The sequence below is a fragment of the Kaistia terrae genome (assembly GCF_026344005.1).
In the GTDB taxonomy this organism is placed as follows: domain Bacteria; phylum Pseudomonadota; class Alphaproteobacteria; order Rhizobiales; family Kaistiaceae; genus Kaistia; species Kaistia terrae.
In genome coordinates this window covers 169,681-183,404 of record NZ_JAPKNH010000008.1, presented here as the reverse complement: position 1 = coordinate 183,404, position 13,724 = coordinate 169,681, and the positions used below count along the sequence as shown (strand labels likewise).

Here is a 13,724-nt window from a genome sequence, read left to right as displayed (position 1 = left end):
AAGAGTCGGAATCGATCCAGATGGATCTTGTTCTAGATAGAAGGCCAACCCAGCAAAGCGCCCAACCCTAACATCCTGAGGGGCGGCCGGAAGGTCGCGTCTCGAAGGAAGCCTGTGGGCCATACATAGCCGTCGCCCCGGCGAAGGCCGGGGTCCATAACCTCTGTCCCTGCCGTCTGGTCCCAGGCCGGTGTTCCTGGATCCCGGCCTTCGCCGGGATGACGCCGGAGCGAGGGAGAGGCCGCCATCACCCCGTAACCTCGGCCAGCCTACCCGTCCGCTTGGCGACCCGGCGCTCGATGATCGACAACGCGTCGTAGATCAGCACCGCCAGCAGCGCGACGATGATGCCGCCCTGCAGGATGAACGAGGTGTTGGAGGTCAAAAGCCCGGCGATGATCACCTCGCCCAGCCCTTTCGCCGCGACCGTCGAGCCGATCGTCGCCGTGCCCATGTTGATGACAACCGAAAGCCTTATGCCGGCGAGAATGACCGGCAGCGCCAGCGGCAACTCGACGCGAAACAGCTGCTGCGTTGGGTTGAGGCCCATGCCGCGCGCCGCTTCGACGACATTCGCAGGCACTTCCTTGAGCCCGGTTATGGTGTTCTCGAAGATCGGCAGCAGGCCGTAGAGCACCAGCGCGATCAGCGTCGGCTTCAGGCCGAAGCCAACCACCGGCACTGCCAGAGCCAGCACGGCGACGGGCGGAAAGGTCTGGCCGATATTCACCAGGCTACGCGACAGCGGCAAGAATTCCTCGCCGACTTTTCGCGTCACGAACACGCCCATCACCAGCGCCAGCGCGGCGCCGATCAGGCTGGCGACGGCGACCAGGCCGAGATGATAGAGCGTCAGGCTGAGCAGGCTGCCCTGATTGTAGATGACCGGCGCGTTGTTCTCGGTGAACGGTTTTAGGATCGGCTCGAACCACTCCGGTCGGAGGACGAGCGCCAGCAGCAGCGCCAGCGCCGCCAATCGGAAAAGGGGACCGATGATGCGGCTCACGCGGGCACCCCGGCATGAGCGCGGAGCGACGCGAGCGAGATGCGGCCAACCAGCGCGCCGTCCGGGCCTGCTACCGGCAGTGCCTCGCGCTGGTGCCAGAGCAGTTCGGACAGCGCATCGCGCAGCGTCGCCGTTGCCGCGATGGGCGGGCCCTCGGCGGTGCCGGGTTCGACGATGGACGAAACCGGGGCTAGCGACAGCAGCCGGAACGGCCGGTCGACGCCATTGACCAGCTTTTCGACAAAGCCATGCGCCGGCTTGGCGAGGATTTCCGCCGGCGGCGCATATTGCAGCAGCTTGCCGCCATCCATGACGGCGATCTTGTGACCGAGATGGATGGCCTCTTCCATGTCATGCGTCACCAGCACGACCGTGATGCCGAGCCGCCGTTGCACGGCGAGCAGGTCTTCCTGCGCCTTGGCGCGGATGATCGGGTCGAGCGCGCCGAACGGCTCGTCCATCAGCAGAAGGCCGGGCTCGGCCGCCAGCGCCCGGGCGACGCCGACGCGCTGCTGTTCGCCGCCGGAAAGCTGGTGCGGGAATTTTTTGGCGAAATCCTCCGGCTTCATGCTGAAGAGAGACAGGAGTTCGTCGACGCGCCTGGCGATCTTGGAAGAATCCCAGCCGAGCAGGGTCGGCACGGTGGCGATGTTGCGGGCGACCGTCCAGTGCGGGAACAGGCCGTTGCCCTGGATGACATAGCCGATGCCGCGCCGAAGCTCCTCGCCGGAGACGGAAGCCGTGTCCTTGCCGTCGATCCGGATCGTGCCGGAGGAGGGCTCGATCAGGCGGTTGATCATCCTGAGCGTCGTCGACTTGCCGGAGCCGGACGTGCCGACGATGACGGTGATGGTGCCGCGCTCGACGGTGAAGGAGACGTCGTCGACAGCGACCTGGTCGCCGAAGCGGCGGCTGACATTCTCGAGTTCGATCAAAGCCGGCGCCTTTCGGAAAGCTCGATGGCCGCATCGAGAAGGATGGCGGCGGTGAAGGCGAGCGCGATGGTGGGAACCGCGCCGAGCAGGACGAGGTCGGTGGCGGCCTGGCCGATGCCCTGGAACACGAAGGTGCCAAAACCGCCGCCGCCGATCAGGGCGGCGATGGTGACGAGGCCGATATTCTGCACCAGCACGATGCGGATGCCGGTGAGGATGACCGGCAGCGCCAGCGGCAGCTCGACCTGGAACAGGCGCTGGAACTTGGTCATGCCCATGCCTTCGGCCGCCTCGACCACCGAGCGGCGGACCTCGCCGAGACCGACGACCGTGTTGGCGACCACCGGCAGCAGCGAATAGAGGAACAGCGCGATCAGCGCCGGCGCCGTGCCGATGCCGCGAATGCCGAGCGAGGCGGCGAGCGGCGACCAGGCGGCGAGCAGCCCGAGCGGCACGATCATTAGCCCGTACATCGCCATCGACGGCACGGTCTGGATGACGTTGAGCACAGGCAGCGTGATGCCGCGCAGCGTCGCGTTGCGATGGCAGGCGATGCCGAGCGGCAGGCCGATGACAATCGCGGCCGCGAGCGAACCCAGCGCCAGCTCGATATGTTTCGCCCCCTCGCGCCAGAATTTTTGCGAGTTGGTAGCGTATTCCTTGAGGATCGATAGTCCGTCCCAATGGCCGGAGCCAAGGATCACAGCCACCGCTACCGCTGCGCCCAGAAGCATGGCGATCCTGGCCAAGGGGCCGAGTTGCAGCTTGGCGACGGCGTCGGTGGTCATCACCGCGAAGGCAAACGCCATCAGCCAGAAGCCGGAGGCCGGTGAAACGCGGGCAAAGGTATTTTCGGGCGGGACGACCGTCGCGGGCACGATGCCGATCAGCACGGCAAGAACCAGGAGCGATCCGATCCCGACCGCCAGTCGGAGCCAGGCGCCGGTGCGCAACACGGCGACGATGGTGGCGATCGACAGGAAGCCGATGCCGATCGCCGCCCACAAGGTCGGCAGCGAGGCGCCGAGGCTCAGCCCCTGTCCGGAGATCAGGCGGTTCGGTTTCAGCGTCGCGAAGGATTGCCAATCCATGCCGAGGATGGCGATCGCCGCCACGACGATGCCGACGCGGTCGAGGCGGGAGGTCTGGGCTGGGGCTGCGGTCTGGCTGGCTTCCGTCACGCCGGATAGCTCCCTTCGGTTGGTTCGGAGCTTAAAGCCAATTCGGCGTACCGCAAGGTTAACGGAGGGCTAACAGCGCGACAGGCTGTTAACAGTGCCGGACGGCGCCGCTCGGGCGCCATCCGGGTTTCACGTGAAGCTCGATGCGGGCGCTTCGATTACTTCAGGAAGCCCTTCTGGGTCAGGTAGGCCTTGGCAACCTCCTTCGCCGGTTCGCCGCCAACCTGGATGCGGCCGTTCAGATCCTGCAATGTCTTCAGGTCGAACGAGGCGAAGACAGGCTTCAGCACTTCCTCGATCTTCGGGAATTTCTTCAGCACTTCCTCGCGCACGATCGGCGCCGGCTGGTAGACCGGCTGTACCGACTTGTCGTCGTCAAGCACGATGAGGCCGGCTGCCTGGATCGCGCCGTCCGTGCCATAGACCATCGCGGCGTTGACGCCGTCTGTCTGTTCAGCCGCCGCCTTGATCGTCGCCGAGGTGTCGCCGCCAGAGAGAACCAGCAATTGCTCGGGCTTCAGCGCGAAGCCATAGGCGGTCTGGAAGGCGGGGAGGGCTGCTGCCGAATTGACGAACTCGGCCGAGCCGGCCAGCTTCACCTTGCCGCCGCCGGCGACCCACTTGCCGAAATCACTGAGCGATTTCAGATTGTTGCCGTTGGCGACGTCGTCGCGAAGACCAATTGCCCAGGTGTTGTTGGCGGGCGATGGCGACAGCCAGACGATCTTGTTGGCGTCATAGTCGAGCGTCTTGGCCGTCTCGAAACCCTTGGCGGCGTCCTTCCAGACCGGGTCGTCCGCCTTGTTGAAGAAGAAGGCCGCGTTGCCGGTGTATTCCGGATAGATGTCGATCTCGCCGGCCGCAATCGCCTTGCGCACGACCGGTGTGCCGCCGAGCGAGATGCGGTCCTCGACCGTGATCCCGTTCGCTTCGAGCACCTGCGCAATGACGTTGCCCAGCAGCGTTCCTTCGGTATCGATCTTGGACGAAACGACGACATCGGCCGCCTGTGCCGCGCCCAGCGAGGCGAGGAGCGCGGCGGCGGCCGCAAGGGTCTTCAAGGCTTTCATGATGACGTTCCTCTATTGTCGGTGGATCTGGCGGGTCTCGTTCTTCTTACGGTTGCGCCAACGTCAGCGCGAGAAAATCAATTCGTCTGTTGTGATGGATTCGTAGAAATTCCTGACTGTTTCCAAGATCGTCGGCTGGAAAAGGTTGCGCTCGATGGTCAAGAGATCCAGCGATAGCGCGCGGTCCTTGTCCAGGAAGGCGACTTCGGCGCGGACGGAGTCATAAACCACCGCCACCAGGCCAGTCGGCTTCAAGCCCTGCATGTCGAGCCCCTGTGCTGCCAGCAGGGCCTCGATGGCAGTCAGCATTTTCAACGCCTCGATCTGCCGGTTCAGTCTCTCGACGATCAACGGCGCGAACATCGCCTCATCCTCCATGCCGCCGGCGATCAGCAGCGGCATGGTCGAAACCGGCGCCAGTTCGGCCATGACGCGGCTGGCGAGGTCGCCTGCGAGCTTGACCAGGGGTCCGAAGCCGGTCGCGTCGGTCGTCTCCGAAACGAGGTTGGCCGGCAGAACGCCACGCCCGCCATTGGCGATCAGGATGACGCGGTTCAGGATGTTGCGGGCGAGATGGGCGAGGCCAGGTCCTACCGATTGCAGCGTCAGCGCCAGTTCGAGCGGCAGCGAGCCGCCTGAGGTCATCGGAATGCCGTCGATGACGACCGGATTGTCGTCTGGTCGCGCTGTCGCAGCTTCCACGGCGGCTGCCGCGAAGGCGACGACGCCGGCCGAAGCCCCAAAGATCTGCGCCATCATGCGCAGGCTGAGCGGGTCATGCAGATGGGTGGCCGGCGCCCAGGGAAACGCGTCCGCGACCGCGGTCAGCACCGCGCCGGCGGCGGCCTCGCGCGGCGAACCGATGCGCATCGCCACCCGCCAGGGTTCCGGCGAGGCGCGCAGCGCCGCGGCGGCGCTGGAACCGGTTGCCATGGCGACACGGACCAACTGTGCCGCCTCGATCAGCGTCGCGCCAGCGCTGGCGACCGTCAGAGCGTTGGTGCTGACGGCGGAAAGCGCGTCCTTCAGCCGAAATACCAGCGGCGTCAGCCCGTCTGCGCGCAGGGCTTCCTCGGCCGATTTCAGCACGCCGTGATGGAAGACCTGGCCCTCGCCGGCCAGGGCGGTCGCGACCTGGCTCATCAGCCCGATATCGGCGGCGCCGATCGAGCCGAGCCGGCGAACGACGGGGACGATGTCGGCGTCGAGCGCCGCGACATAGGCGCGGACCAGTTCCGGGCTGCAACCGACCATGCCGGAAAGCGCCGTATTGACCCGAATGGCGATGCCGGCGCGGACGATTTCGGGCGGCAACGGTTCGCCGACGCCGAAATGGTGAGCGCGAACCAGATCGGTTCGGTCGGCCGAGGCCGCCAGAGCGATCGAGCGATCCTTGATGGCGCCGACGCCTGTCGTTACGCCATAGAGCGATCGTCCTCCCTCGACGGCGCCGCGCACCGCCTCAAAGGCTTTCTGGACTTCGACCAGTCGCACTTCGCATGGCACCACATGCAGCAGGTTCCGGCCGATCAGCGACAAGGTTGAAAGGCGGAGTGCCGAGCCGTCCAGGATAATGGTGTCGCGGGGCGATCCGGCCCGATCGTCGAGGAGAACTTCGGCTGCAGGTGGCATGATGTCCTTTGGTGGCCGGCGGGAATATCGCGCCGCGCCAGCTTAGCCGATAATTGCCGAGGTCAGCTACCTTCTGAGAAAGGGAACAGAGCTTCCCGGCGCACTGCCATGACAGCGTCATCGCGGCGCAATTGATCCCGGCAAGGCGCAAGGCCATGATCGGCCCCATCGCGAATCGAAGCTATCAAGGGTGAATACCGTGATCGACAGCCTGATCGACCGTTCCGACGTCGCGATCCCCATCCACGCCGTACAGCCGGACGGGCTGGAGGCTTTGTTGGCGTCGATCGGCGATGTCGAGGCGGCCTGGGCGCGCTCGACCGGTTTCGATGCCGCGGCCGGTGCCGTGACTATCATCGCCAATGCCAGCGGCGTCATCGGAAGGGTGCTGTTCGGGCTTGGTCGTCCCGATAGCCGCCGTTCGACACCGCTGATCACGGGCAAGCTGCCGATGATCCTGCCGCAGGGCGACTATGAATTCGTCGGCGACCTGCCGGATCCGGCGTTGGGCGCCGTTGGCTGGGCGCTCGGCAATTATCGCTTCGAGCGCTACAAGACCAATCCCGCGCCGGTCCCCCGTCTTGTGCTGCCCAAAGGCGCCGACGGTGCGCGGGCACGCGGCATGGCGCGTGCCATCAGCATGGTTCGCGACCTCATCAACACGCCGGCGAGCGACCTCGGCCCTGCCGAACTGTCGGCTGCGATCCACTCGCTCGGCGCCCGTTTCGGCGCCTCGGTCAGCGAGATAGTCGGGCGGGAGCTGATCTCGGCCAATCTGCCGATGATCCATGCGGTCGGTCGCGCGGCCGATGCCGATCGTGAACCGCGCCTCGTCGATCTGGTCTGGGGCGATCCATCGCATCCGAAGGTCACGCTGGTCGGCAAGGGCGTTACCTTCGATACGGGCGGGCTCGACATCAAGCCGTCGAGCGGCATGCTCCTGATGAAGAAGGATATGGGCGGGGCCGCCAATACGATGGGCCTGGCTCATATGATCATGGACGCCAAGCTGCCGGTTCGGCTGCGCATGCTCGTGCCCACCGTGGAAAATGCCATTTCCGGTCCCGCTTTCCGGCCCGGCGATGTGTTGCGCTCGCGAGCCGGCGTCACGGTCGAGATCGGCAATACGGATGCCGAAGGTCGGCTGATCCTCGCTGATGCCCTGGCCGTCGCAGCGGAAGATAACCCGGCATTGCTGATTGATCTCGCGACGCTGACGGGTGCTGCCCGTGTCGCGCTCGGCCCGGAAATTCCCGCCGTCTTCACGCATGATGAGCAACTGGCTGCCGATCTCGCTCGCCATGCGGCGCTGCGTTCGGATCCGCTGTGGCGATTGCCGCTCTGGGCACCCTATGAGGCGATGATCGATTCCAAGATCGCCGATATCAACAATGCCGGCGCCGGCGGCTTTGCCGGCTCGATCACGGCGGCGCTGTTCCTCGATCGTTTCGTTCCCAAGTCGATCTCCTGGATGCATGGCGATATCTACGCCTGGAACCCATCGGGCAAGCCCGGCAAGCCCGAAGGCGGCGAAGCGCAGACGATCCGTGCGCTGTTCTCGTTGATCGAAGAACGGTTTGGAACTGCCTAGCTCACCAGTCCGGTCTGGTGCGGACCTAGCTTCCGGCGTCGCTCTCATTCGGCGCTGGGATGACGACATAGCGGCTGGAGAAAAACACGCGACTTGTGAAGGTGTGAGGCGAAGGCTTAAATAGAACGGGTCCGAAACGATCACGGATGTTTCAGGGGAGCCGTCCATGCCCATCGAATTGCGTCCGACGCAGGCGCTCCGCCTCTGGCATGACGTCACTTTCGATCTGGTGCGCGACGGCGAGCATGACCTTTCGGCCCGGCAGATGGCCGTGCTCCTGACCGTCTATCTCGAAATGCCCCCGCATACGGTGCGGGGGCTGGCGACCAAGCTGGGTGTCACCAAGCCGGCGATAACCCGCGCGCTCGACACGATGGGCCGGCTCGGTCTTGTCAGCCGCCATCGCGACGACAAGGATCGCCGCAATGTCGTGATCCAAAGGACTGTCGCCGGCGCGCTGGCCGTCGAGCGTCTTGGCGACCTTGTCATCGCCCGACACAGGGAATTGCCGCTTTGACCCTCGATGCTCGCGAGAATGCTTTCCGGCCCGATCTCGCCGATGCCCGGCTTCGGGGCCATGTCGAGGCCGAGCGTTTCGTCGAAGGCGATTTGCGTCGCATTGTGGTGCCATCGACACCGATGCGTCGCGCGCCCCGTTCCGACGCGCTGATCGACAGCGAAGCGCTGATGGGCGAATTGGTGCGTGTGTTCGAGCAGACGGCGGAAGGCTGGGCCTGGGTGCAACTCGAGACCGATGCCTATGTCGGCTATGTCTCGTCCGACGCGCTGGGTCCGGTCGATCCGGTGCCGACACACCGGGTGACCGCACTGCGCACCTTCGTCTATTCGGCCGCCGACTTGAAATTTCCGCCGGTCGCGGCGTTGTCCATGGGCAGCCTGCTGGCGCTTGGCCAGGAAGCGGAGACGCGCGGCACGCAATATCGTTGGCTGGCGGATTTCAGCGGCGCCGTCGTTGCGCGCCATGTCACGGCAGTGGACGAGGCTTTTGACTCGGACTTCGTTCGCGTTGCCGAGCGTTTCCTGGAAACGCCCTATCTCTGGGGCGGCCGCTCCAGCCTCGGCTTAGATTGTTCGGGCCTTGTGCAGCTTTCGCTCGCGGCAACAGGCGTCCCTGTGCCGCGCGACACCGCTCTGCAGGAAAGCGCGATTGGCTCACAGGTCGAGAGCGGTCTCGACGGCGAACTTCGGCGTGGCGACCTGCTCTTCTGGAATGGCCATGTCGGCATTCTGCGCGACCCGGCGACGCTGTTGCATGCGAGCGGGTTTCAGATGGCGGTCGTTTCCGAGCCGCTTTCCGATGTGCTGGCGCGCTACAACCGGGCAGGAATCGCCGTGACGTCGGTCCGGCGACCGCTTCCCTAGTTTTTCGGCCCGCGAGCGGCGCCGTAATCTCTTCGCTCAGTACCCGCGGGACACATCGACCAGATTGCCGAGCGGCTTTCCGGCCTCGAAGTCGAGGATCTGGCGGTGGATGCTGTCGGCAAGCACGCTGGCTTCGCTGGAGGCGGCGACATGCGGTGTCAGGATCACGCGAGGGTGATTCCAGAACGGGCTGTCGGGGCCTAGCGGCTCCGGCTCGAAAACGTCGAGGCTGGCGCCAATCAGCCGGCCATCGTCAAGCGCCGCGAGAATGTCGGCTTCAACCTGCAGGCCACCGCGACCACCATTGATCAGCACGGGCCCACCGAGCGCGCCATCCTTGGCCAACCGGTCGAAGACCGACGCGTTGAGCATGCCACGCGTATCCGGCGTTAGCGGTACGAGCGCGACGAGTATGTCGGTGCGGCCCAGAATGGCCGTCAGCCCGTCCTCGCCATGGAAAGTCTCGATGCCGGGAATGTCCTTGGCCGACCGGCTCCAGCCCGCGATCTGGAAGCCGAGGCGAACCAGAACTTCCGCTGCATCACGGCCGAGTTCCCCCAGCCCCATGATGCCGACGCGGACGTCGTTGGCCACAGGCTGGCGCAGTTCGTGCCAAATATGGGCGGCCTGCTGGCGGGCATAGGCGAGATGCTGGCGATGGTGCAGCAAGACCTGCAGCGTCACCCATTCGGTCATGCGGGTGGTGAGGTCGGGATCGACGACGCGGACGATCGGCACGTCCGGCAAGGCTTCGTTGCCAACCACGTGATCGACGCCGGCACCGAGCGAGAACACGGCCTTGAGGTTGGGCAGATCGGCAAAGGCTTCTGCCGGCGGGCGCCAGGCCAGCACATAGTGGATCGCTTCGCGGTCCGGCACGTTCGGCCAAGTCGCCACCGGACGATGCGGTTCGCTGGCGAAGGGAACAGCCCATGGTTCGGGCGCCCAATTGCCGGAGGCGATCAGGACGCCCGGCAGAACGGTCTTCTCGGTCATTGCGAAACGATGCCTTCCGGGGCCGTCTCGATCGAGAAGGCGGCTGCGATCAGGGCGCGGGTGTAATCGGTCTCGGGCGCGGTAAAGATCTGTTCCGATGTGCCGCGCTCGACCACCTTGCCGCCGCGCATGACGACGACTTCGTTGGCGAGCGCGCGCACGACTTTCAGGTCGTGGCTGATGAACAGATAGGCGAGGCCGTGCCGCTTCTGCAGGTCCCGCAACAGGTCGACGACCTGCGCTTGGACAGACATGTCGAGCGCCGAGGTCGGCTCGTCGAGCATGACGAATTGCGGCTCCAGCACCATGGCGCGGGCAATCGCAATGCGCTGGCGCTGGCCGCCGGAGAATTCGTGCGGATAGCGGTGGCGGGTCGCCGGGTCGAGGCCGACTTCCTCCAGCCCCTGCGCCACACGCTTTTCACGCTCGCGGAACGAGAGTTGCGGCTCGTGCACGCGAAGTCCTTCGGCGACGATTTCACCGACCGACATGCGCGGGCTGAGTGAGCCGAACGGGTCCTGGAAGACGATCTGCATGTGCCGGCGCAGCGGCCGCATGGCCTGGAAGCCGCGCCCGTCAATGCGCTCGCCCTTGAAGTCGATGGCGCCCTTGGAACTGATCAACCGCATCATGGCGAGGCCGAGCGTCGTCTTGCCGGATCCGGATTCGCCGACCACGCCAAGCGTCTGGCCGCGCCGCACACCGACGTCGATGCCGTCGACCGCCTTGATGTTGTCGACCGTGCGCCGGAAAATGCCGCGCTTGATCGGAAACCAGACCTTTAGGTCATGGGCTTCGATAACGACGGGGGCCGTCTCGTCGGCCGGCGGCGGGGCGCCCTTGGGTTCGGCTGCCAGCAGATGCTGGGTGTAGCTGTGCTGCGGGTGGTCGAAGATCTGCCTGGTCGGCCCCTGCTCGACAATCTTGCCCTTGGTCATCACGCAGACCCGGTCGGCGATCTTGCGCACGATGCCGAGGTCGTGGGTGATGAACAGCAGCGCCATGCCGGTGCGGGTCTGGATTTCCTTCAGGAGTTTCAGGATCTGCGCCTGCACGGTGACGTCGAGTGCCGTGGTCGGTTCGTCGGCGATCAGCAGGTCCGGCTCATTGGCGAGCGCCATGGCGATCATGACGCGCTGGCGCTGGCCGCCCGAAAGCTGGTGCGGATAGGCGTTGAGGCGCTTTTCGGCGTCGCGGATCCCGACTTCGGCCAAAAGTTCGAGAATGCGCTTTTCGGCTGCCTTGCCTGACATGCCGCGATGGATCGTCAGGATCTCGCCGATCTGCTGCGCAATCGTGTGCAGCGGATTGAGCGAGCTCATCGGCTCCTGGAAGATCATGGTGACGTCGTTGCCGCGCACCTTGCGAAGCTCGCGCTCGCTGACGGTCAGCAGATCCTTGCCGTCGAGCAGGATCTTGCCTGTCGGATGTTCGGCCGAGGGGTAGGGCAGCAGCTTCAGCACGGAGAGCGCCGTCACCGACTTGCCGGATCCGGACTCACCCACAAGCGCGACCGTCTCGCCGCGCCCGACCGTGAACGAGATCCGGTCGACGGCGATGGTGTGCGTTTCGCCCTGATGGAAGTGGACGGATAAATCCTCGACGGAGAGGAGAGGCGGCTTGTCCAATGGAGTCTTGCCTGTCTCGGCTGTCATGGTCTTGTCCATCATTTCAGCCGAACGTCTTTCTGGGGTCGAAGGCGTCGCGCACGGCCTCGCCGATGAAGACCAGCAGGCTCAAAATCACCGAGATGACGAAGAAGCCGGTCAGGCCGAGCCAGGGCGCCTGAAGATTGTTTTTGCCTTGCGCCAAAAGTTCGCCGAGCGACGGCGAGCCGGGCGGCAGGCCGAAGCCGAGGAAGTCGAGCGAGGTCAGCGTCGTGATCGAGCCGTTCAGGATGAAGGGCAGGAAGGTCAACGTCGCCACCATGGCGTTGGGCAGGACGTGGCGCACGATGATGGTGCGGTTCTTGACGCCAAGCGCCCGGGCGGCGCGGACATATTCGAAGTTTCGCGCCCGCAGGAATTCGGCGCGCACCAATCCGACGAGCCTCACCCAGGAGAACAGCAGCAGGATGCCCAACAGCACCCAGAAGCTCGGCACCAGGATCGAGGCCATGATCAGCAGGATGTAGAGCTCGGGCAGCGAGGTCCAGATATCGATGAAGCGCTGGAAGATCAGGTCGAGCCAGCCGCCGAAATAGCCCTGCACGGCACCGGCGAGGATGCCGACCGCCGAGGAGACGATGGTCAGCACCAGGCCGAACAGAACCGAGAGACGAACGCCATAGAGCAGGCGCGAGACGACATCGCGGCCCTGGTCGTCTGTGCCCATCCAGTTGAAATTGCCGATGGTGCAATTGGGGTCGGCGTCGCCCAGCGGATAGGCGCGGCAGCGGTCTTCCTTCGGAATCATCCACCAGGGCGGGGCGGGCGCCGGTGTCGCCATGTCGTTATTGACGGTGTCGAACGAATAGCGGATCGGCGGCCAGATCATCCAGCCATTGGCGTTGATCTCTTCCTGGATGAACGGATCGCGGAAATTGGTCGTCGCCAGGAAGCCGCCGAACTTCTCTTCCGGATAATCGGCAAACACCGGCAGCAGCAGTTCGCCCTTGTAGGAAGCGAGCAGCGGCCGGTCATTGGCGATAAAGTTGGAGGCGAGCGTCAGCCCGAACAGGGCAAGGAACAGCCAGAGCGACCAATACCCGCGCCGGTGCGCCTTGAAATTGGCCCAGCGGCGAAGGTTGAGCGGCGAAAGCGCCATGCGGCGCGGCTCGATTTCGCGGGCTTGCACAGAGACATCGGTCACGTCAGACATCCCGCCGTTCGAAATCGATGCGCGGATCGATCCAGGTGTAGGTCAGATCGGAGAGCAGGCCGATGACGAGGCCCATCAGCGAGAAGATGAACAGGGTCGCGAACACGACCGGATAATCGCGGTTGATGACGGATTCGAAGCCGAGCAGGCCGAGCCCATCGAGCGAGAAGATCGTCTCGATCAGCAGCGAACCGGCGAAGAAGGCCGAGATGAACGCACCGGGGAAACCGGCGATAACGATCAGCATCGCATTGCGGAAGACATGGCCGTAGAGAACCTTGCGCTCCGACAGCCCCTTGGCCCGGGCCGTGACGACATATTGCTTCCGGATCTCGTCGAGGAACGAGTTCTTGGTCAGAAGCGTCGTCGTCGCGAAGGCCGAGAGCGACATGGCGATGATCGGCAGCGCGATATGCCAGAAATAGTCGACGATCTTGCCGCCGAGCGACAGGCTGGCGAAATTGTCCGAGGTCAGCCCCCGCAGCGGGAACCAGTCGAAGAAGCTGCCGCCGGCGAACAGAACAACCAGCAGGATGGCGAACAGGAAGCCCGGAATCGCATAACCGACGACGATGACCGCCGAGGTCCAGACATCGAAGCGGGCGCCGTCGCGCACGGCCTTGGCGACGCCGAGCGGGATCGAGATTCCGTAGGAAATCAGCGTCATCCAGAGCCCGAGTGAAATCGAGACTGGCAGCTTTTCCTTGATCAGCTCCAGCACGCCGATATCGCGAAAATAGCTCTGGCCGAAATCGAAGCGGATGTAGTTCCAAAGCATCAGGCCGAAGCGCTCCAACGGCGGCTTGTCGAAACCGAACTGCTTTTCGAGCTTGGCGATGAATTCGGGATCGAGACCCTGCGCGCCGCGATACTTTGACGAGACCGGCGCGCTGCCCAGCGTTCGATCCTGACCGCCCATGCCGGCATCCGCGCCACCGCCGCCGCCGATCCGGCTGGTGGCCGAGACATCATTGCCGGAAAGCTGCGCGATGACGCGCTCAATCGGTCCGCCCGGTGCGAACTGGATGATGATGAAGCTGATCGCCATGATGCCGAAAATCGTCGGGATCATCAGGAGAATGCGTCGGAAGATATAGGCTGCCATCTGTA

General features: G+C 64.7%; 12 protein-coding genes. 3 read left to right on the top strand and 9 right to left on the bottom strand.

Going from position 1 to position 13,724, the window contains the following annotated elements; all coding sequences use genetic code 11:
- Window positions 1–247 precede the first annotated feature (247 nt).
- The 5 genes from OSH12_RS20570 to OSH12_RS20550 form a co-directional block, all read right to left on the bottom strand.
- Window positions 248–1,006, bottom strand: a complete 759-nt coding sequence (locus OSH12_RS20570; RefSeq protein ID WP_266345492.1) for an ABC transporter permease — start codon at window positions 1,004–1,006, stop codon at window positions 248–250.
- Window positions 1,003–1,941, bottom strand: a complete 939-nt coding sequence (locus OSH12_RS20565; RefSeq protein WP_266345491.1) for an ABC transporter ATP-binding protein — start codon at window positions 1,939–1,941, stop codon at window positions 1,003–1,005. The genes OSH12_RS20570 and OSH12_RS20565 overlap by 4 nt, the downstream gene beginning before the upstream one ends.
- Window positions 1,938–3,122, bottom strand: a complete 1,185-nt coding sequence (locus OSH12_RS20560) for an ABC transporter permease (RefSeq protein WP_266345490.1) — start codon at window positions 3,120–3,122, stop codon at window positions 1,938–1,940. Before OSH12_RS20560 ends, OSH12_RS20565 begins: the two co-directional genes overlap by 4 nt.
- 158 nt (window positions 3,123–3,280) lie before the next feature.
- Complete coding sequence (osmF, locus tag OSH12_RS20555) at window positions 3,281–4,192, bottom strand: glycine betaine ABC transporter substrate-binding protein OsmF (RefSeq protein WP_266345489.1); 912 nt, start codon at window positions 4,190–4,192, stop codon at window positions 3,281–3,283.
- 63 nt (window positions 4,193–4,255) lie between these two features.
- Window positions 4,256–5,824 (bottom strand): aromatic amino acid lyase, encoded by a 1,569-nt coding sequence (locus tag OSH12_RS20550; RefSeq protein WP_266345488.1) that lies wholly within the window; start codon window positions 5,822–5,824, stop codon window positions 4,256–4,258.
- A 202-nt stretch (window positions 5,825–6,026) separates the two neighbouring features.
- On the opposite strand from OSH12_RS20550, the gene OSH12_RS20545 reads away from it, so the two are divergent.
- From OSH12_RS20545 to OSH12_RS20535, 3 genes are all read left to right on the top strand, one after another.
- Window positions 6,027–7,415 carry a leucyl aminopeptidase family protein gene (locus OSH12_RS20545; protein ID WP_380224511.1) on the top strand — a complete coding sequence of 463 codons (1,389 nt, stop codon included), beginning with the start codon at window positions 6,027–6,029 and terminating at the stop codon, window positions 7,413–7,415.
- A 166-nt stretch (window positions 7,416–7,581) separates the two neighbouring features.
- Window positions 7,582–7,932, top strand: a complete 351-nt coding sequence (locus OSH12_RS20540; RefSeq protein WP_266345486.1) for a MarR family winged helix-turn-helix transcriptional regulator — start codon at window positions 7,582–7,584, stop codon at window positions 7,930–7,932.
- Window positions 7,929–8,798 carry a C40 family peptidase gene (locus tag OSH12_RS20535; protein WP_266345485.1) on the top strand — a complete coding sequence of 290 codons (870 nt, stop codon included), beginning with the start codon at window positions 7,929–7,931 and terminating at the stop codon, window positions 8,796–8,798. Before OSH12_RS20540 ends, OSH12_RS20535 begins: the two co-directional genes overlap by 4 nt.
- Window positions 8,799–8,834: 36 nt before the next feature.
- On the opposite strand, the gene OSH12_RS20530 is transcribed toward OSH12_RS20535, so the two are convergent.
- The 4 genes from OSH12_RS20530 to OSH12_RS20515 are packed head-to-tail and all read right to left on the bottom strand — an operon-like array spanning window position 8,835 to window position 13,719.
- Entirely contained in the window at window positions 8,835–9,794 is a 960-nt protein-coding gene (locus tag OSH12_RS20530) for a 2-hydroxyacid dehydrogenase (RefSeq protein WP_266345484.1), read from the bottom strand.
- Window positions 9,791–11,449, bottom strand: coding sequence for an ABC transporter ATP-binding protein (locus OSH12_RS20525; protein WP_266345483.1), 1,659 nt, complete (start codon window positions 11,447–11,449; stop codon window positions 9,791–9,793). Before OSH12_RS20525 ends, OSH12_RS20530 begins: the two co-directional genes overlap by 4 nt.
- 16 nt (window positions 11,450–11,465) lie before the next feature.
- Complete coding sequence (locus OSH12_RS20520; protein WP_266345482.1) at window positions 11,466–12,614, bottom strand: ABC transporter permease; 1,149 nt, start codon at window positions 12,612–12,614, stop codon at window positions 11,466–11,468.
- Window positions 12,607–13,719 (bottom strand): microcin C ABC transporter permease YejB, encoded by a 1,113-nt coding sequence (locus OSH12_RS20515; protein ID WP_266345481.1) that lies wholly within the window; start codon window positions 13,717–13,719, stop codon window positions 12,607–12,609. The genes OSH12_RS20520 and OSH12_RS20515 overlap by 8 nt, the downstream gene beginning before the upstream one ends.
- Between the last annotated feature and the right edge of the window lie 5 nt (window positions 13,720–13,724).